Below are 19,028 nucleotides of genomic sequence, written 5' to 3'. Positions count from 1 at the left end.
GATCTAAGGCTTCATTCCGATCACGAGGGAAGAAGTAAGCGGCGGAGGAAGGGGAACCTCGCGGACTCGTTGAAACCCGGCTTTCTCCAGCCAACCTTTTACTTCGTTAAAAGAATAGCACCTCCCTCGCTCGGTTGTGAGCAGCATGAGCAGAGAGAACAGTGCGCCGTGGCTTGGGCGCGCCAGAGAATCGTCCAGGATGTGATCCTTGATGATGATGGTGCCGTCCCGCTCGAGGCAGGCGTAGAGCTTTGCCATCAGCTTCTCATTCTCCTCGGCGCCCTCGCCGTGAATGATGTTGGAGAGAAAAGCCACTTGATACTTGTCCGGGATCGGGTCGCGCCGGTAATCGCCTTGAACGAGCCTGATGCGATCGCCTACGCCGGAGGCGTCCACGAACCTTTCGGTAGCCTTCAGTGTGGCGCCGAGGTCGAAGACAGTCACTCGCAGGTCAGAGTGTTTGCGGCAGAGAAAGATCGGATAGGTGGCGGGACCGGAGCCTACGTCGAGCAGCGCGCCGACTTCGCTAAGATCGAGCGCCTCCGCGAGCATCTCCGCGTCGCCGCGGGCCCGGACGAGCGAGTCCATGGCGTCGATGAACCGTTCGGTTTCATTTGGATCGCTTTGATACATGTCCGGCGTTCGCGCCGGCTTTCCGCTGCGCACGCTTTTTTCCAAATCGCCCCAAATTTTCCAGAGCGAAGAATCGAACAGGATCATCCCGCCGAGATAAGTCGGCGAGCCCTTCAACAGATAAGTCGAAGAGGTTTCGTTGAGAGAGTAAACGGATTCTTCCCGAGTCAGAAGACCGATCGAGATCAGAGCGTTCAGGAGAAGCTTCGTGGCGCGAGCGTCGCAACGGATCGCGGCGGCGATACCGCCCGCCTCCTGTGAATTGATCAGAGCCTCAAAGACGCCGAGTTCCAGCGCCGCCTGGATCGCCCGAGCTTCCACGTAGCTGCCGGCGAGTTTTGCCAACTCAGAAAAATTCATTAGAGCCGCTCGATGATCCGGTAACTCCTGCTCTTGGGCTTGACCGGAGCGACGATTCCTTGCTTGACCATCACGCGGATCTCGCGGTATGCGGTGTCACGGTCCACCTCGGCGACCCGCTGATAATCCGTCGTGGAAAATGATTTTCCGTGCGAATAAGCATACGCCAACAAGCGCCGCTGGCGTAGGTTCACCGTCGTCGTGCCGAACTGGTTGAGCCATCGGAGCGTCGCGCCGTCGTAGATCGGCGTATTGCGGAGCGTTACGGTGAAGACAAAACCTGCGGTGGAAAACTCCGGCGCCTGGAGTCCGTGTCGCTCCATTTCCTGAAACATCCGCGGAATTCCTTCTCCCATTTCTCTCAGATAACCGAGGTCGGCGAGCACGCGCACGAGCAACGGATTGCGCGAGAAGTGCACTTTTTGCTGCCGGTGAAGGTGCTCGATGGTAACGGGGGAGGGCGGCAGCCCGGGACTGCGCACTTCGATGCGGTCGTCGAACATCCAGAGCTCCACCGGAGCGCCGGTTAAGCTGTAGTCCCGGTGGGCGACCGCGTTAACCAGCGCCTCCTGCCAGGCGAAGATCGGATACTCCAGGCGTTCGCGAAAAAACAAATCATGCAATATGGTTCGCTCGCGGATGTGCTCCTTCACGCGGCCGACCGTCTCGTCGATCAGACGGCACAGAGGAGCTTCGAAGCGGATGCGCTTGACCACGTTGAACGCGCTGCCGTGTTGCCTTTCCGTCCCCTCGTATTTGACGAAGTCGATGCCGCAGCGAGGGTGCCAGCGCGACGGATCCTTGGCGAACAACAGCAGCGCCGCCGTCGTCAACGTCGGTTTCAGTCGGGAGTCATCAATGAGATGGTACGCGTGGCTCAGCACCGTCTGAGGGTTCCGGGGATCGCTTACTTTTTCCGCGACGGCGGCGACCGCCGCCATGTCCAGGTCTTCGAGGGTGGCTTGCAAAACATGTTGGCGCTCGTAGAAGACGTGTCTCTTGCTCTCCTTTAAGCTTTGGATCTGTTCCGGAGGGAGCGCGGGATTCTCCGTGGCAATTCGATAGAATGCCCGGCCGCCGGCGATCCGGTGCACTTCGGAGCTGGCGGCGACCTCGAATTTAATCAGCAAAAGGTTGCCGAGCTGGATTCGCTGGCACGAAAGATTGAGCGAAGGGCGCAAAGAAGTCTGCGGCGATTGGATCAGCGCCTGGATCTCGTCTGGAGAGTGGGGTATTCCGGTGACGCTCTTGTCCGGCTCGACGCCGATGAGGAGGACGCCGCCGTCGGCGTTCGCCATGCCGCCGACCAGGCGGGCGATGTCGCGGGCTAAATCGTCGCTGGTTTTTTTTTGCGCTGAAGCTTTTTTGTATTCGTAGGCGCTGAGAAACTCGAGAAACTGTCCGCGCTCTTGCCTGAGCAGCAGCCCGATTTCTTCTCCGTCCATAACTAATGCGATGTTTCGGGTTCAGAGTTTCGGGCTCCGAGAGGGAGATGATTTCGCTCACTCGAAACTCGAGACGCGAAACTGTTAACTTTGAGCGTTTAGTCGAACGATCTCCAAAACCATCCGGGCGGACAGATAGAGATCGTTCAGGTCGAGCCATTCTTTGACAGTATGAATCTCGCGCATCCCCGTGGACAGGTTCGCCACTTCGAGGCCTTTTTTGTTGAAAACGTTGGCATCGCAGCCGCCTCCGGTCGCCTGTGTGCTGACCTCTACGCCGAGATTCTTGCCCGCCGCGCGGACCAGACGCACGAGCGGTGAGTCGTCGGACACGTCCAGACGGTCGTAATCCCGCTCGACTTTCGCCTCGACGCTGGCGCGGAAGACTTGCCCGTCGAACTTCAGCTCGTGTCGCGCGGCCGCTTCTTCGAGAGAGCGAATCATGTGCGCGGTTTGTTGCTTGAGCTTTTCCTCGTTGTGGCTTCGGGCCTCGCCTTTGAGCAGCACGGAGTTGGGAATGATATTGACTGCTACTCCGCCTTCGATCACGCCGATGTTAGCCGTGGTCTCGGCGTCGATCCTGCCGAGCTTCATGCGGGAGACGCCCTCGGCGGCGATTTGAATCGCGCTGATACCCTTTTCGGGACAAACACCGGCATGCGCTTCCAGACCGTGGACGAGAAACTCGAAGCGGTTGGCCGCCGGTGCCTTGGTAAAAAGGAATCCGACGGAGTCGCTGTCGAGCACGAGACCGGTGCGCGCCCGTAAGCGGGCCACGTCAAGGCACTTCGCGCCGATAAGACCCGCCTCCTCGCAGATGGTGAATACCACATCGATGCCGCCGCAGGGAAGTTTTTTCTCCGTCAAGACCCGCAGCACCTCGCAGATGATGGCGACGCCGCTTTTGTCGTCCCCGCCGAGCACAGTCCGCCCGTCGCTTCGCAAAATAGTTCCTTCGAGCACCGGCGTAATCCCCTCTCCCGGAGCCACCGTATCCATGTGGGCCGAAAGTAGAAAAGGCCGTGCGCCCGGCGTGCCGCCGTCCCAATGTGCGATCAGATTGCCGACGTTGCCGCCGACCTTTTCTCCGGCATCGTCGATCCAGACCTCGGCGCCCAGACCTTCCAGCTCCCGCTTTAAGCGCATCGCCACGGCTTGCTCTTTACGCGAGAGGCTGTCGATACGGATCAATTCGATGAGCAGATTCTTGAGGCGCTCTTGATCGATCATGGATTAAGTATAGGTCGCGAAAACACGCCGACTCAAGCCTGGTTTTTGATCTGCGCCTTTTTGGCCGAAGCGCGAATATATTTCAGCGTAATCGGAGAAAGGTCCCCGGAGCCGGTCATGACCTCCATAATTGCGAAAGAGGAACTCTTGGCCGCCTCTCGAGGGCTCGGCGCAACTGTGCCACAGTTTCCACCCGAAAGCCACGGCCGCCCCAGAGACGGGCTAGGAGTCTGCGCGGCAGAAATTTCTTGCACGTGATCAGGAAACGAGTATAACCGAGGGAAATCTCATGAGAGAGGTCTAAGCGATGCCGACATCCTTCCTTCCCTACGAGCCGAAGCAGGACTTTTTGCTGCCGCCTTCGGTTTCAGAATGGTTGCCTGAGAATCACTTGGCGTATTTTGTGATGGAAATAATCGATCAGCTAGACTTGCAGGAATTTTATGCTCCTTATGAAGGCGATGGGCGGCGTAACCAGCGTATGACCCGGCGATGCTGGTGAAGGTTTTGGTGTACGGGTATGCCACGGGAGTGTTCTCTTCGCACAAGATCGCAAGGAAGTTGTTCGAGGATGTAGCGTTTCGGATGCTCGGGGCGGGGAATTTTCCCTCGCATCGCACGATCTGTGATTTTCGGGTTCGACATTTGTCGGAGCTCACCGAATTGTTTGTGCAGGTGGTTAGGCTGGCAAGAGAGTTGGGGTTGGTGAAGCTTGGGGTGATTGGATTGGACGGCACCAAGATTAAGGCTAATGCGAGCAAGCACAAGGCGATGAGCTATGGGCGCATGAAGGAGCAGGAGCAAGAGCTTAGGCGGAAAATTGAAGCGCTGTTGGAGCGCGCCCGCACAACCGATGCCCAAGAGGACAGGCGTTTCGGTGTGGATCAAGCCGATGAGGAGTTGCCTTTGGGCATTGAGCAGTGCTATAACGCGCAGGCGGCGGTTGACGGGCAGAGTCGGATCATCGTGGCCAGCGCGATCACCAATAACGCGGCCGACAATGGAGAGCTTTTGCCGATGATGGAGGCGGTCAAGAAAAATGTCGGGCGGTTGCCCGAGCGAGCGCTAGCGGATGCGGGGTATCGCTCTGAGCAAGCCTTTGCCGTGCTGGAAGAAAAAGGAGTAGAGGTGTTGGTGGCCTTGGGTCGTGAAGGCAAGCAGCAGGCGACGATCGATCCGAAGTTCTATCCAGCTAGCGCACGTATGGCCGAGCGGCTGGCGAGCCCGGAGGGAATGGCGTCTTACCGGCGGCGAAAGGTCATCCCCGAGCCGGTATTTGGCTGGATCAAGCATGTGCTCGGATTCCGCCAATTCAGTTTACGCGGGTTGAGTAAAGTCCGAGGCGAATGGAGCTTGGTGTGCTTGGCCATAAACGTGCGTCGGCTGTGGGTCCTTGGAACATGAAATCGATTTCGCCCCGCGTCGAAAAAGGCGGGGAGTGCGCCGGTGAGTGTCTGCATGTACCTGTGGTAAAGTTTTGACTAAGGCACAGGTTCAAAGCGCGCCTATCATAGGAACTTCTGCAACTCACCGCGCTGTGCATGCACGTTCTACCGCGCAGACTCCTAGCTCGGCGTAGCGCCAGGAGGGGAGGGTGAGGAGGTCTTGTAACGGAGCGCGTGAGCGATCTCGACGCCCGTCATTTGAAAATCGCCGTCGCCGGTAAGAATCAAGGGCCGGAGACCGGTGCCGATCTGAGCGCCCAGAGCGCCCGGAACGGCAAAGCCCATGGAGGCGTAGAAACCTTGCGCCAGATAGAGGCCGTCGTTGCTGATTTTGATGTCGATCCCTCCAAAAAGAGAATCGGCCGACTCCGCACGACCATGAACTTCTTGCGCTGCGCGAGGAACCGGTTGCTCTCGCGAAGCATGTCGGCAACCCGCACACGGCGGTTAATTCCTGCTTGGGGCGCGCCGAGGTTGTCGCTGCAAATGACCTTCTCCCGATGCGGCTTGCCGGACCGTGGACGAAATCGCGTAGAGTAACGTCGGTGTAGGTGTGAAAACTGACGTTGACTTTATTCTCGACCGCCCAGATGGAGCGATGTCTCAGCGCCTCCGGCGGCTGGCTGCCTCCAAGTTCGATATCGGTAAGAAACATCCCCAGCCGATGATCAGCTCGGCTTTTTCGACTCTCTCGCGAATGGTCCGCGGGCTCAGAGCACCGATATACACCCCCATGAAAAGAGGATGGTTCATCGGAAACGCTCCCTTGCCAAGGACCGAGGTACAGCAAGAAGCGCCCATTTTCTCCGCCAGCTTTAAGATTTCTTTGGCGAGCTTGAAGCGGTAGGCTTCGATGCCGACCGATACCAACGGGCGGCGCGCCCGGTTGAAGCGTTCCGCCGTATCGCGCACCGCTTCATCGAGCTTACGCCGGTCGGAATGCGGATAAGGCAGTTCGCCGTTCCATAAAGCGATTTTTTTGGGCACGGGGATCTCTCGGTTGACGATGTCTCTATGGATTTCTAAATATTCCGGTTGCTGGTTCAGCCAGATCGAACGGATCACGTTATCGATATCGAGCGCGGCGCGCTGAGGGTCGTCGATGATTTTGGCGGCGCAGGTGACTTCTTTATAAATACGGAGCTGGGATTCGATCTCTTTAGCTTGGTGGTGGATCAATACTCCGAGCTTGCGCTCTTCTTCGCCGGGACTGCCGCTGATAATCAGGATAGGCACACGCTCGGCGAAGGAGCCGGCGATGGGGTTGACCATGTTATGGCCGCCGGCGCCGTACGTGACGCAGATGGCGCCGGGCCGCCGGTACTGCGGGCATAGCCGTTGGCGGCAAATCCGATAGCTGGCTCGTGAGAGAGGGTGACGATTTTTAATCCGCGGGGCCGGCCAAACTTGAAGAACAGATTGATGACTAGGTCGCCCGGAATGCCGAAAAGATGGGAGACGCCGATCTTCTTAAAGATAGGCCACGACGTAGTCTCCCAATTTCATTTTACGTTCCATAGCTAGTCCCTAGCCGGTCACATCGAGATTTTAGTTAGACGAGAAACTCCACCGCGGAGTTTTCGGCGATTGGGCTCATCAAACCCAGTTTAAAGTTGGTGGCGGTGGTAGGAATCGAACCTACGACGCCGCGGATATGAGCCGCGTGCTCTGACCAACTGAGCTACACCGCCATGATATTTTTGAAAGGCTGAATGCCCTTGGGATTACAGCCAGGACAAGCAGGTCCTTATTATTGACCGAACGGAAGTAATGTCAAGGTAGGTTAGTATGACACCTCGCCCCAATGATTCCTGACCGACTTTTCTGTCACTTTCTTTTTTCCTCGCGCGATTTGAAAAAGGACTTTTTGTTTCAGCTCCAAACAACTCAACAAATTACCGTACACCAGGCCGGTGTCCAAACCAATCTTATAAGGCAAATGAAACAGAACCTTCTCTTGCGGAGTATGACCGAATATGACCGTATAGGGAAGAAGATGCCGGTTAAGGATGAACTCGTCCCGGATCCAGAGCATCTCTTCTTCCTGCTGTTGGTCGAGCGGCTTATTCGGATGAATTCCCGCATGAACGCATAAGAACGGCTGGGTCAGGTAATAGCTCTTTAACTCATGTAAAAACTTGAGATGCGCCGGGGGAATCAGGGGCAAAATTTCCTCTTGAGGGTGATGCGGAGAAGCTCCGTAACTGGCCAATGTGGCTCCGCCGCCGTTATAAAGGAACATATCGCCGTACTTGCCGGGAAGGCCGAGAAAGGACAGAAACATGTCCTCGTGATTCCCCTTTAGGAATACCATGTCTTCGCTTCTGGTTTGCTGGCGGTGGAGAAGGTACGTGATTACTCCCTTCGAATTTGGACCACGATCGACATAGTCACCCAAGAAAATCAGTCGGTCCGGAGCTTCGAGAGGAAGAGCTTCGAGCAGGTATACAAGCTCGTCCAAACAGCCGTGTATGTCACCGATAACGTAAGTGCGCATCTTGGTTCATCGTAAGCCGCCGAGTCTTTTACTTCAAGTCATCTTGAAATGTAAAAGAAATTGACGTTTTGGGACAGATTCGTTATTGTAGGTTCATCTATATGAAAGCTCGGGACATCTATTCCAGCTACACGCTGGTCGCAGGTTTCTTACTCTTAATCTTGGGCGTCGGTAATTGGGTTGCGGGAGCAGTTGAACTAACAAAATACCAAAGCCTGCTGCGCAAGACGGCGGAAACAGGCCTGGAGGAAAGCTATCGGAGTTTTCAGGAGTTGGACCAGCAGAAAAACGAAGAGGTCCTCCGTCGGATCAACGAAGACCGTGAAAGGTACAATGCGGCGCGAGTCAAGATGGATTTTTATTACGTTGTTCTTAGTGGCGGTAGGCTGCTGTTTTTGATCGGCGCGTTAATTACATTTTTTTCACTGATTCGATTAATACGTCAGGATACATTGATCAAGATCCGAAAATTAGGCAGGCAAGCCGTGGAAAATGAGAGATAGCCGTTGGCGACGATAAGGAAACAGTTTATTTTGAGGGCTTTGATTTCTGGTACTTGCGATAATCGTATCCTGTCGCCATAGCCAACAAGATGTCTTCCATACCGCCGGTTTTTTCTCTTCGTAGGATCAGCAAGCGCTCGAAAAACTCCTTAAAATCCTTAAAAACCCTTTGGTTCTCGTCGCATTTTCGTAAATAAAAATCTTTGATCCTGGTAATGGTAAATCGCAAGGCGGAAAATCTTAGTTCATTGGGAAAGGAGTCCCATTCGGGAAGCGAAAGCGGGCGCAGGCTTTCGTATCCTGTTATTAAAGGCTCGAAGCGATCAATCCTGTAGCGGCCTTCTATATAACAAAAAGCATTGACGGCCGTTGCGAGATCATAAATCAACTTCCCCCTGCAAGCAGCCTCAAAATCGACGATCCCTGCCAATCTGGATCCTTTGAACTTCAGGTTGTCCGGAAAAAGATCGCCATGAATGATACCTTTCGGTAGATTGTTATCCAGATAGTTCTCCAGATAAGCCACTTCATCATCTAGAACGCGTACGATATGTTTTAGATGTAGAGGCAGTTGGCGCCGAACCTCTCGGTACATAGACAAAATCTTTGTGAATCCGAAACGGTTGTCGATGCCCTTTTTATATCCCCTTCCTATAAGGTGAAGATCCGCCAAGGCATGTCCGACGACCTCGAGTTGAGTCGGAGTAAACTTTTCTAAGGAGATCTCTACCCCCTCGACATATTTGCTCACTGAGATATATTTTCCGTGAAACTCTTGGTAGTAACGCCCCTTTTTACTCCGAAGAGGTTGAGGGCATGGACACCCTTGCTTTCTGAGATAAAGCAAAAGCTCAAGCTCTTGCTTTATCTCCAGTTCGCTTTTTACTTCGTCGATCTTTGCAAAAAAGCGGCCTCGCTTCGTCTCTAGAAGATAATGAGTATTAACCGAGCCGTTGCGAATGCCGGTGTAGGAGACTAGATCTCCCAGGCCGAATTCGTCAGCAATTCGCGCGCAGTCCCTTTTATTGAGGGCTGTGTAGATCGCCATATGTTTGTTTGCTAAGCAGTACGCTAACCGGCAGTATGTGACGAATCACGAGATATGCTCAATATATTTTAAAAACCCGGCGATGTCAATCAAGATTATAACAGCTGTTTACAAGTTGTATAATATCTAGATTAATCCTTTAGTTACAATAACTTAGTCTTTGCTAAAAAATTAGGCATAATATCCCTCTCAATAATTGGTTGGTTCCCCTAAAGTTAGCCCGGTCAGAATGGGCCGCCCTTCAGAAGTCATCTGCGCCGATTTTTCGGTGATTTTATCTTCTTTGGCGGCTAGCCTTAAAAATAAAGGAACCTGTAACAAAACGGTCGATTTTGCGTCGAGGGGCTCAACATCGACCCAATTACCAGTTTTTTTGCTTGACAAAAGAGGGGCCATTTATCTAATGTCGCACCCCAAGGAAAACAGATTTGGTCTTTTTGTATTGCAAAATTCAAATCTGGGGGCAGGTTCTATGTTCCCGGGCCACTAGGAGGGGTTCTTAGCTGGGCTCGTTGCTTGTCCAAATTAGTCAAGTGAGCAGGAGGTAACAGGTATGCCGACTGGGAAGGTGAAGTGGTTCAACAACTCTAAAGGATACGGTTTTATTGAAAAGGAGGGCGGAGGAGACGTTTTCGTCCACTATAGTGCGATTCAAGGTGACGGATTTAAAACACTGAACGAAGGGCAGGTGGTTCAATTCGAGATCGCACAGGGTGAGAAAGGACCGCAGGCTGTCAACGTAGTCAAAGTCTAAATGGATGTGGCGAGAACGTTGGGCTAGTTATTTCAAGAATTTCTCTATCTTTCTTTTTAGTATCGCATAGTCCATTATCGGTTTGGCGATATAATCGCTGCAGCCGGCGCTCAAAGCTTTTTCCTCATCCCTTTCCATCGCCTGAGCCGTTAGAGCTATAACTGGCAGGTCTTTTCCCCAGTTCGTCTCTCGCAGAGCCTTGGTGGCTTCCCAACCATCCATAACCGGCATTTTGAGATCCATGATAATAAGATCGGGTTTCGATCGAGTTGCAATCTCCAATGCCTCCTTCCCGTTTGATGCGAGCAGAACTTCATATTCCCCCATACTTTTAAGGCGATAGAGAAGGATCTCGCGGGTATCTTCATTGTCCTCGACAACCAGAATCCTTTTTCCCTCCATGGTCATGAGTTATTTCTCCGATTTCGTCAGGGGATCAACTTTGCGGGACTTCCCTTTCCATTGTTGTTTAATGTCGCCAGAGTAAAATGAGGTTCCCAGATTGTCAAGCAAAAAGGCAAAAAAGGATTGTAAGGTGAATGGCGTTCGAAGGTGGCGACGTTGTATTTTCAGAGCGCCGGGTTATAGTCTCCTTAGTCTCCTTATGCAATTAAGCCCACAGAAAAGAAGTCCCGCCGAAGATCGTTTGCTGGTGGAGGCTGTGGTTCTAACGCGAGTAGAGAGCGCGATTAACTGGGCACGCAAGTATTCGATTTTTCCCTACCCGTTTGCCACGGCGTGCTGTGCCATGGAATACATGTCTTTGTCCATGTCTCCTTACGACATTGATCGGTTCGGTGCTTTGCTGCCACGTTTCAGTCCACGACAAGCAGACCTGCTCATGGTTATCGGCACTGTCAACCAAAAGCTGTCGCCGGTGATGAAACGCGTATATGAGCAGATGGCTGAACCCAAATGGGTGATGGCATTCGGTGCCTGTGCAGCTAGCGGGGGGTTCTATGATAACTACGCGACTGTACAGGGAATTGATAGAGTCATTCCCGTTGATGTCTACGTGCCGGGATGTCCGCCTCGACCTGAAGCAGTATTAGATGCTCTCATGGAATTACAGGGGAGAATTGCCCAGCAAAAGCAGCCCAAAACATAGCTCCTTTCGCTTAGAAAAGGAATCTTGACTTTCATGATCGGAATTGGTATAAAATGCCTAATTGATACATAAAAATTTTTTGCGGTATTAATTGATTAGTGGAATCGGAATTATAATAAACTAGAGCATTACGATGAACGAATCCCCACGCTGGAAAGTCCATCTGGGCAGCCGTGTGCCGTCCGATATCGGACGCGAGATCGATATTTTCGAAACTCAGATCGAGCTAAGAAAGCAGGGCAAAATCGACGAAAGAGTTTTCGCGGAGACTCGTTTGAGACGCGGGATTTATGGCCAACGCTACGACAATGGGCAACGACACGACGGGCGAAAGATTCAGAAACTCAAATTAGCTTCGAGAGGATTAACGAAGGGGCCGGAAACCGCTTGGGACGCGCCCGGAATGATGCGCATCAAGGTTCCTTTCGGCGGTCTGAATCCCGAACAGATGGAAGTCCTCGCGGACTTATCGGAAGAATACGCCGACGCGATTTCTCATGTTACGACCCGTCAAGACATCCAGTATCACTTCGTTCACATCGACGACACGCCTTCTTTGATGCGGCGGTTGGCTGCCGTTGGTATCACGACTCGAGAAGCATGCGGGAATGTCGTCCGCAACGTCACCGCCTGCCCTCTTGCCGGAATTTGCCGCGACGAAGTTTTTGACGTAACTCCCTATGCGAAAGCCTGTTCCAAATTCTTGCTGGGTCATCCGGATACGCAAGATTTCGGGCGGAAATTTAAGGTGGCCTTTTCAGGCTGCGCCCAGTACCCCTGTGGCTTGACCAGCATGCACGACCTGGGTGCAATCGCCAAGACGGAAGTACACGACGGAATAGAGCGGCGAGGTTTTGAATTCTACGTCGGCGGGGGCCTCGGGGCGGTCCCGTACAAAGCCAAACTATTCGACGATTTTCTTCCTGAGGAAGAGCTACTCCCCATGGCTCAATCTATTTCGCGAGTTTTTGCCCGCTTGGGGGAGAAGCGCAATCGGGCGCGCGCGCGCGTCAAATTTTTGGTCGCCAATCTTGGAATTGAAAAATTTCGTCAGCTCGTCCTCGAGGAGCGGCAAAAGCTAACACCGGATGCCGGGTGGACGGATTATCTTGCCGGCGTTCGCGGGCAGGTCGAAACTCCGCTGAAGGGCGGAACGGCATTAAATGGCGGGGAGCGTCCGGAGGGATTCAATGCGTGGTATGCCACGAACGTATACAAGCAGAGACAGCGTGGATACGCCGCCGCCACCGTCACTCTTCCATTGGGCGACATTACCGCGGATCAACTGCGCACGCTTGCGGATATCGCCCGCCGCTTTATCAAAGACACGATTCGAACCACTGTGGAGCAGAATATCCTTCTGCGATGGGTGAGTGAGACCGATCTTCCCGAGATCTACGGTGCGTTAAAGCAGATCGGATTGGCTGAACCGAATGCCGGAACTATCGTGGATGTCACCGCATGCCCCGGAACCGACACGTGCAAATTGGGAATAGCATCATCCCGGGGGCTGGCCAAGGAGTTGCGTCGCCGTTTGAGCGAGAAGAGCTTCGAGCTCGATCAGGCAGTGAAGAATCTTCGGATCAAGGTGAGCGGCTGCTTCAATTCCTGCGGACAGCATCACATCGCAGACATCGGCTTTTATGGAATTAGCCGGAACATCAACGGCTACACCGTGCCCCACTTCCAGGTCATGCTGGGCGGAAAGCTGAAGGACAATGCAGGCGCGTACGGTCTCGCCATCGGAGCTGTGCCTTCAAAACGAATTCCCGAAGTGGTGACTCGCGTAACCGATAGGTACGTTACGGAGCGCCAAAAAGGCGAGAGCTTTCAAGATTTCATCGGCAGAATCGGAAAAAAAGAGACCAAGGCTATGCTGGACGATTTGATGCAGGTTCCCGCTCATGAAGTCTCGCCGTCGTTCTACAGCGATTGGGGCGACCCGAGGGCGTTTACCTTGAACGATATGGGCGTAGGGGAGTGCGCCGGGGAAGTTGTTTCTCAAGCGCAGTTCACTTTAGCGGCGAGCGAGCGCGAGCTGTTCGAAGCGCAGATTTGGTTTGACGCCGGGGATTTAAGAAAAGCCGTATCGACGGCTTATAGTGCGATGGTGCGCGCGGCGCAGGCGTTGGTGAAAACGCAGAATTACGACGCGTCGGACGACCAAGAGATTATCGTGGCCGAATTTCGGCAACGCTTTTGCGACACACAGCTTTTCTATGACAAGTACGCCGGCAGCACGTTCGCGGACTATTTGTTCAAGGCGAGAGACGGGTTACAAAACCTGAACGGTATGGAAAAAGGGACCGCTCTCCAGCGCCTTCAGGAGGCGCAACTTTTCATCGACGCGGCGCATAGCTGCTACAACAAGCTCAGCAGCACGATCAGCTCGGAGGGCGCCGGCGGCACGGCGACTTCAGAGGCGAAACGCGCCTAAGAGAACGTCCATGGATCTTCAGAAAATCAACGTGAAAATCTTCATTGCAGACCCGAGCCCGATTCAGGCGGAGTCTTTCATTGAAATTTTTAATTCCTGGATACAAGATTCGGATGGGGAATACTACGATCTGGCCGACTATAGTCATGTTCCCGCCGGCACCGGAATCTTGCTGGTTGCTCACGAAGCGAATGTCGGCATCGATAACAGCGACAATCGGTGGGGTTTACTTTACAGCCGGAAGCAACCCGCAGTGGGTTCCAACCGCGAGAAGCTGCAAGCGGCGTTCATGACTGCGCTCGAATATTGCCGCAGAATCGAGTTGGAGCCGTTACTGCAAGGTCGGGTGCGGTTTCGTGGTGATGAGGCGAATGTCCTAGTCAATGATCGCCTGCTGGCGCCGAATACCGAGGATACTTTCGCTGCAATTCGTCCCGACGTCGAGGCTTTGGCGCGGGTTTTGTACGCGGGATCTGATTTCTCTCTCGAAAGAGAGCCGGATTCTCGGCGGAGGTTTGGTTTACATATGAAGGCTGCCGATCCGTTTGATGTCGGAACGTTGATTAAAAATATGGGGATCGTCAATTAACATCCGGGAGGGGAAGATGTCGCTAGCAGACAAAACGAGTCGCAACGGCAACGGGAATCACAATCTGGAAGCGCTCGACGCTCAAGGGCTTCTCAAGTGGGCCCTGGATACATACCATCCTCGCATCGCGCTCGCCTGTTCATTTCAGGCGGAGGAATCGGTGCTGATCGATATGATGCATCGTCTGCGCGGCGCGGACTTCCGGATTTTTAGCCTGGACACCGGGCGGTTGAACCAGGAGACCTATGATTGCATGGACGCGATGCGCGATCGGTATGGCATAAAAGTGGAAGTGTTTTTCCCCGATGCGAGTCGAGTCGAGAAAATGGTGCGCGAGCAGGGGCTCAATCTTTTTTATCGATCGGTGGAGTCCCGCAAGCTGTGCTGCGACATTCGCAAGGTCGAGCCGCTTAATCGCGCGCTTAAAAATCTCCACGCTTGGATGACCGGTTTGCGTCGGGAACAAGCGCCCACTCGGACCGATATCCTAAAGGTAGAGACAGACCGGAGCCACGGCGGTATGGCCAAGATAAATCCGTTGGTCGAGTGGACCCGCAAGCAGGTTTGGGATTATATCCGGGAGAATAATGTTCCCTACAACAAGCTGCACGATCAGGGCTATCCGAGCATCGGCTGCGCGCCTTGCACTCGAGCCGTCAAGCCGGGGGAGGACATCCGCGCCGGTAGATGGTGGTGGGAGAATCCCGAGACGAAAGAATGCGGTCTCCACGTCCATACTGAAGAGGCCGCGTCTGGAAAATAGCATTTTCGAAGGAAGACAAATTATCAACGGTTTTGCTACAGATACACGCCGGTTCAGCGGAGTTCGAACCCCAATTTGGGCGGCCGGTCCGGCGGTCATTCCAATGAGCCGATTCTCGCCTGTCGATCACCCGCGACTTTCCTCTTTTGCGAAGCGATACTACGCGCCGCGCTGTTGTCTCTCCTGGTAGCGCCGTTGAGCCTCCCGCCTCTCGACACAGCAGAAAGAGGGAGGATTGCGTCCGGCAAACGCCGGGATTAATTTCGATCTGTTTCGTCATTTAAGGGGAGAATAAAATGCTTCGAACCAAAGTTACCACTGTATTAGCATCTCTGGTTTTGGCTCTCGGGGGCGCGCTGCCCGGCGTTGCCCGGCCCGATGTAACCCTTTTGAACGTTTCCTACGATCCGACGCGCGAGCTCTATCAAGAGCTCAACGCGTCATTTGCGAAACACTGGAAGGCAAAGGCCGGGGAAGTCGTCAAGGTCAGGCAATCGCACGGCGGGTCCGGCAGCCAGGCCCGCGCCGTCATCGACGGCTTGGAAGCCGACGTCGTGACTCTTGCGCTGGCTTACGATATCGACGTGCTGCACGAAAAGGCAAAGCTGATCCCTCAAGACTGGCAAAAGCGCCTGCCGCACAACAGCGCGCCATATACTTCAACGATCGTGTTTCTGGTGCGCAAAGGCAACCCCAAGAGCATCAAGAACTGGGAGGATCTTCTCAAGCCGGGAGTATCGGTGATCACGCCGAATCCAAAGACTTCCGGCGGCGCACGTTGGAACTATTTGGCCGCCTGGGGCTACGAACAGAACAAGGCCGGTGGAAACGATCAAAAAGGGCGACAGTTCATCACCGGGCTTTTTCAAAGAGTTCCCGTCCTCGATTCCGGCGCTCGTGGTTCCACGACAACATTCGTAGAGCGCGGCGTCGGCGACGTATTGCTCGCATGGGAGAACGAGGCCTTCTTGGCGGTGAAGGAGTTAGGGCCGGACAAAGTCGAGATCGTAGTGCCGTCCGTTAGCATACTGGCCGAGCCGCCGGTCTCGATTGTGGATAAGGTCGTGGACAAGAAGAAAACCCGCGCCGTAGCCCAGGCATATCTGGAATATCTCTATACACCCGAAGGTCAGGAAATAGCGGCCAAGCATTACTATCGGCCCAGGCTCGAGGAGGCAGCGAAGAAACATGCCTCCACGTTTCCCAATGTGAAGCTCTTTACCATCGACCAACTTTTTGGCGGCTGGCAAAAGGCGCAGAAAATTCATTTCGCCGACGGCGGCATCTTCGATCAGATCTATCAACCGGGCCGGAAGTAACAAACGGAACTCTCGATGGCTATAGTTTTGAAGCGGCGCAGCATCTTGCCGGGATTCGGTCTGGCGATGGGCTTCACGCTGCTTTACCTGAGCTTGATCGTGTTAATTCCATTGTCGGCAGCTTTTTTCAAGACGATCCCACTGGGCTGGGAGCGGTTCTGGAGCATAGTTACGGACCCGCGCGTGATGGCCTCTTACCGGCTGACCTTTGGCGCGTCGCTGATCGGCGCGACCATCAATGCATTTTTCGGGTTGTTGGTGGCGTGGGTGCTCGTGCGATACCGCTTTCCGGGCAAACGAATCATCGACGCATTGGTGGACCTTCCCTTCGCGCTTCCGACCGCCGTGGCCGGGATAGCTTTGACAACCGTCTATTCCAGCCGCGGATGGCTGGGGGCGCCGCTGGAGTCTATCGGTGTCAAGGCGGCTTATTCACCGATGGGAGTCGTGATCGCGCTTAGCTTTATCGGCCTGCCATTCGTTGTACGCACGGTGCAGCCGGTGCTGGAAGACCTGGACAAGGAAGTCGAAGAAGCGGCAGCCAGTCTGGGCGCCAATCGCTGGCAAACTTTTGCGCGCGTTATTCTTCCCGTGGTGCTGCCCGCGCTGCTGACCGGCTTCGCCCTGGCGTTCGCCCGTGCGGTGGGCGAGTATGGCTCGGTGATTTTTATCTCGGGCAACATGCCGATGCGTACGGAAATCACCCCGCTGCTCATCGTCACCAAGCTGGAACAATACGACTATGCCGGCGCCACGGCGATCGCCGTCGTCATGCTGGTGGTGTCATTTGCGCTGTTGCTGATCATCAATCTGCTCCAGTGGTGGAGCGGCCGTCGCAGCGCGTTGCAATGATGGAGAAAGCATTCTCATGCTGACGGAAATGACCTGGCAAGCTCCGAGTGAACGGCTCGCTTCGACCCGCGCGACCACCGAGCCGGCCGTGGTGCGCTGGGTACTGATCAGCGCCGCGCTGATTTTCCTAGCTCTTTTTCTGTTCGTGCCGCTGGTGGTGGTGTTCGCTCAAGCATTGAGCAAGGGTATCGCAGCATACTTCGCGTCGTTCGGCGAACCCGATGCGCTCGCCGCCATTCGCCTGACTCTGTTGATCGCGGCGATCGCCGTGCCGATGAATCTGATGTTCGGGCTCGCCGCGTCGTGGCTCATTGCCAAGTTCGATTTTGTCGGCAAGAATGTTTTGCTGACTCTGATCGACTTGCCGTTCTCGGTTTCAGCGGTGGTCTCAGGACTAATTTACGTGCTGCTGTTCGGCATGCAGGGGTTGCTCGGGCCGTGGCTCGCCGAGCACGGGATTAAGATCATCTTCGCTGTGCCGGGCATTGCGCTTACAACGATCTTCGTGACTTTTCCATTCGTCGCGAGAGAGCTGATTCCTCTCATGCAGGCGCAGGGCAGCGAAGAAGAGGAGGCCGCGGTGACGCTCGGCGCCGGCGGTTGGCAGACGTTCTTTCGGGTCACGCTACCCAACGTCAAGTGGGGCCTGTTGTACGGCGTGATTCTCTGCAATGCGCGCGCGATGGGCGAGTTCGGCGCGGTATCGGTCGTCTCTGGCCACATCCGTGGATTCACCAACACTATGCCGCTCCACGTAGAGATCCTCTATAACGAGTACCAATATGTCGCGGCTTTCGCGGTGGCGTCGCTGCTGGCGCTGCTGGCCCTCATCACGCTCGCTGCCAAGAGCTTTGTCGAATGGAAGGCGGGACGCCAGTTTGCCAGCGGCGGCAGAACGCCGGTAAAATAGGAGACGACATGGGTATCGAAGTACGGAACGTCACCAAGGCCTTCGGCGCCTTCGCCGCCCTCAAAAATATCACTCTGGACGTGCCGTCGGGCGAGCTGGTCGCGCTGCTCGGGCCGTCCGGCTCCGGCAAAACGACGCTGCTCCGGATCATCGCCGGTCTGGAATTCCCGGACAGCGGCACGATCCTGTTTCACGGCGAGGACGCAACGACGAGGAGCGCGCGCGACCGCCATGTGGGCTTTGTCTTCCAGCACTACGCGCTCTTCCGTCACATGACGGTCTTCGAGAATATCGCTTTCGGATTGCGCGTGAGGCCGCGCGACCGCCGCCCCGACGGGAGCACGATCGGCAAGAAGGTCCATGAGCTTCTCAAGCTGGTGCAGCTCGATTGGCTCGCGGACCACCTTCCCTCGCAGCTTTCCGGCGGCCAGCGCCAGCGCGTCGCCCTGGCGCGCGCACTGGCGGTCGAGCCGCAGATTCTCCTTCTCGACGAGCCGTTCGGCTCTCTCGATGCGCGGGTCCGGCAGGAGCTCAGGCGTTGGCTCAGGCGGCTGCACGACGAGATACACATCACCAGCGTCTTTGTCACGCACGACCAGGAAGAAGCGCTCGAAGTGGCCGACCGCGTCGTGGTCATGAACGCGGGCCAGCTCGAACAGATCGGCACGCCGGAAGAGGTGTATAACCATCCGGCGACTCCCTTCGTCTATCACTTTCTCGGCAACGTGAATCTCTTCCATAGCCGCGTGCACGCCGGCCGCGTTCAGATCGGCGACATCGAGATCGAAGTTCCGGAGCACGACGGCGCGCATGACGCGCCCGCGGTCGCGTACGTCCGGCCGCACGACATCGAGCTCGACCGGGTGCGCGAAGGCGCGGTGATCGAGGCGATCGTCCGCGACGTGCGCGGCGTGGGATCGCTGGTGCGCCTGGAGCTGGACCGCGTGGACAGCGACGAGGTGATCGAGGCCGAGCTGACGCGGGAGCGCTACGAGGAATTGGAATTGCGCGAGGGCGAGCGCGTATTCGTACGGCCGCGAAACCTGCGCGTCTTTTTAAAGCACGGTTGAGCCCGGCAAAGCGCCCTGCCTGGCTGGTCTCTGGACTTGGCCCCGCGATTGACTTAATCTGAGGA

18 protein-coding genes, 1 tRNA gene and 2 pseudogenes are annotated in these 19,028 nt (G+C 55.1%); 11 read left to right on the top strand and 10 right to left on the bottom strand.

All coding sequences use genetic code 11. The features are described from left to right. Window positions 1–3: 3 nt before the first annotated feature. From VGL70_20815 to VGL70_20805, 3 genes are all read right to left on the bottom strand, one after another. Window positions 4–993 carry a methyltransferase gene (locus tag VGL70_20815; protein ID HEY3305971.1) on the bottom strand — a complete coding sequence of 330 codons (990 nt, stop codon included), beginning with the start codon at window positions 991–993 and terminating at the stop codon, window positions 4–6. Continuing rightward, window positions 993–2,438 (bottom strand): ATP-binding protein, encoded by a 1,446-nt coding sequence (locus VGL70_20810; GenBank protein ID HEY3305970.1) that lies wholly within the window; start codon window positions 2,436–2,438, stop codon window positions 993–995. The genes VGL70_20815 and VGL70_20810 overlap by 1 nt, the downstream gene beginning before the upstream one ends. 84 nt (window positions 2,439–2,522) lie before the next feature. After that, on the bottom strand, window positions 2,523–3,668 hold the full coding sequence (locus VGL70_20805) for a M20/M25/M40 family metallo-hydrolase (protein ID HEY3305969.1): 1,146 nt from the start codon (window positions 3,666–3,668) through the stop codon (window positions 2,523–2,525). A 307-nt stretch (window positions 3,669–3,975) separates the two neighbouring features. Here VGL70_20805 and VGL70_20800 point away from each other — a divergent pair. Then, window positions 3,976–5,072: pseudogene (locus VGL70_20800) on the top strand (IS1182 family transposase). A 161-nt stretch (window positions 5,073–5,233) separates the two neighbouring features. Here VGL70_20800 and VGL70_20795 read toward each other — a convergent pair. The 5 genes and pseudogenes from VGL70_20795 to VGL70_20775 form a co-directional block, all read right to left on the bottom strand. Next, entirely contained in the window at window positions 5,234–5,398 is a 165-nt protein-coding gene (locus tag VGL70_20795) for a thiamine pyrophosphate-dependent enzyme (GenBank protein HEY3305968.1), read from the bottom strand. A 318-nt stretch (window positions 5,399–5,716) separates the two neighbouring features. Then, window positions 5,717–6,025: a hypothetical protein gene (locus VGL70_20790; GenBank protein HEY3305967.1), complete on the bottom strand. Its 309-nt coding sequence runs from the start codon at window positions 6,023–6,025 to the stop codon at window positions 5,717–5,719. Window positions 6,026–6,325: 300 nt separating this feature from the next. Then, a pseudogene (locus VGL70_20785) lies at window positions 6,326–6,531 on the bottom strand (thiamine pyrophosphate-binding protein). A 196-nt stretch (window positions 6,532–6,727) separates the two neighbouring features. Further along, a tRNA-Met gene (locus VGL70_20780) sits at window positions 6,728–6,804 on the bottom strand. 92 nt (window positions 6,805–6,896) lie between these two features. Then, on the bottom strand, window positions 6,897–7,610 hold the full coding sequence (locus tag VGL70_20775; protein ID HEY3305966.1) for a metallophosphoesterase family protein: 714 nt from the start codon (window positions 7,608–7,610) through the stop codon (window positions 6,897–6,899). A 101-nt stretch (window positions 7,611–7,711) separates the two neighbouring features. Here VGL70_20775 and VGL70_20770 point away from each other — a divergent pair, with 101 nt between their 5' ends. Beyond that, window positions 7,712–8,113, top strand: coding sequence for a hypothetical protein (locus VGL70_20770; protein HEY3305965.1), 402 nt, complete (start codon window positions 7,712–7,714; stop codon window positions 8,111–8,113). A gap of 25 nt (window positions 8,114–8,138) precedes the next feature. Here VGL70_20770 and VGL70_20765 read toward each other — a convergent pair whose 3' ends face one another. Beyond that, window positions 8,139–9,161 (bottom strand): homoserine kinase, encoded by a 1,023-nt coding sequence (locus tag VGL70_20765; GenBank protein ID HEY3305964.1) that lies wholly within the window; start codon window positions 9,159–9,161, stop codon window positions 8,139–8,141. Between the two features lie 553 nt (window positions 9,162–9,714). On the opposite strand from VGL70_20765, the gene VGL70_20760 reads away from it, so the two are divergent. After that, window positions 9,715–9,915, top strand: a complete 201-nt coding sequence (locus tag VGL70_20760) for a cold-shock protein (protein ID HEY3305963.1) — start codon at window positions 9,715–9,717, stop codon at window positions 9,913–9,915. A 27-nt stretch (window positions 9,916–9,942) separates the two neighbouring features. Here the strand turns inward: VGL70_20760 and VGL70_20755 are convergent, their stop codons facing one another. Then, window positions 9,943–10,323 (bottom strand): response regulator, encoded by a 381-nt coding sequence (locus VGL70_20755; protein ID HEY3305962.1) that lies wholly within the window; start codon window positions 10,321–10,323, stop codon window positions 9,943–9,945. A 196-nt stretch (window positions 10,324–10,519) separates the two neighbouring features. On the opposite strand from VGL70_20755, the gene nuoB reads away from it, so the two are divergent. From nuoB to VGL70_20715, 8 genes are all read left to right on the top strand, one after another. Continuing rightward, a complete protein-coding gene (gene nuoB, locus VGL70_20750; GenBank protein HEY3305961.1) occupies window positions 10,520–11,023 on the top strand; it encodes an NADH-quinone oxidoreductase subunit NuoB in 504 nt (167 codons plus the stop codon). 133 nt (window positions 11,024–11,156) lie between these two features. After that, window positions 11,157–13,460, top strand: a complete 2,304-nt coding sequence (locus VGL70_20745; GenBank protein HEY3305960.1) for a nitrite/sulfite reductase — start codon at window positions 11,157–11,159, stop codon at window positions 13,458–13,460. A gap of 10 nt (window positions 13,461–13,470) precedes the next feature. Continuing rightward, window positions 13,471–14,049 carry a hypothetical protein gene (locus tag VGL70_20740; GenBank protein HEY3305959.1) on the top strand — a complete coding sequence of 193 codons (579 nt, stop codon included), beginning with the start codon at window positions 13,471–13,473 and terminating at the stop codon, window positions 14,047–14,049. A 16-nt stretch (window positions 14,050–14,065) separates the two neighbouring features. Further along, window positions 14,066–14,812: a phosphoadenylyl-sulfate reductase gene (locus VGL70_20735; GenBank protein ID HEY3305958.1), complete on the top strand. Its 747-nt coding sequence runs from the start codon at window positions 14,066–14,068 to the stop codon at window positions 14,810–14,812. A gap of 296 nt (window positions 14,813–15,108) precedes the next feature. Beyond that, window positions 15,109–16,131, top strand: a complete 1,023-nt coding sequence (locus VGL70_20730; GenBank protein ID HEY3305957.1) for a sulfate ABC transporter substrate-binding protein — start codon at window positions 15,109–15,111, stop codon at window positions 16,129–16,131. Between the two features lie 15 nt (window positions 16,132–16,146). After that, window positions 16,147–16,983, top strand: a complete 837-nt coding sequence (gene cysT / locus VGL70_20725; protein ID HEY3305956.1) for a sulfate ABC transporter permease subunit CysT — start codon at window positions 16,147–16,149, stop codon at window positions 16,981–16,983. Between the two features lie 16 nt (window positions 16,984–16,999). Continuing rightward, window positions 17,000–17,893 carry a sulfate ABC transporter permease subunit CysW gene (gene cysW / locus VGL70_20720; GenBank protein ID HEY3305955.1) on the top strand — a complete coding sequence of 298 codons (894 nt, stop codon included), beginning with the start codon at window positions 17,000–17,002 and terminating at the stop codon, window positions 17,891–17,893. An 8-nt stretch (window positions 17,894–17,901) separates the two neighbouring features. Further along, window positions 17,902–18,963, top strand: a complete 1,062-nt coding sequence (locus VGL70_20715) for a sulfate ABC transporter ATP-binding protein (GenBank protein ID HEY3305954.1) — start codon at window positions 17,902–17,904, stop codon at window positions 18,961–18,963. Window positions 18,964–19,028: the final 65 nt, after the last annotated feature.

The sequence above is a fragment of the Candidatus Binatia bacterium genome (assembly GCA_036504975.1).
In the GTDB taxonomy this organism is placed as follows: domain Bacteria; phylum Desulfobacterota; class Binatia; order UBA9968; family UBA9968; genus JAJPJQ01.
This window is presented reverse-complemented; position numbering and strand designations above follow the sequence as displayed.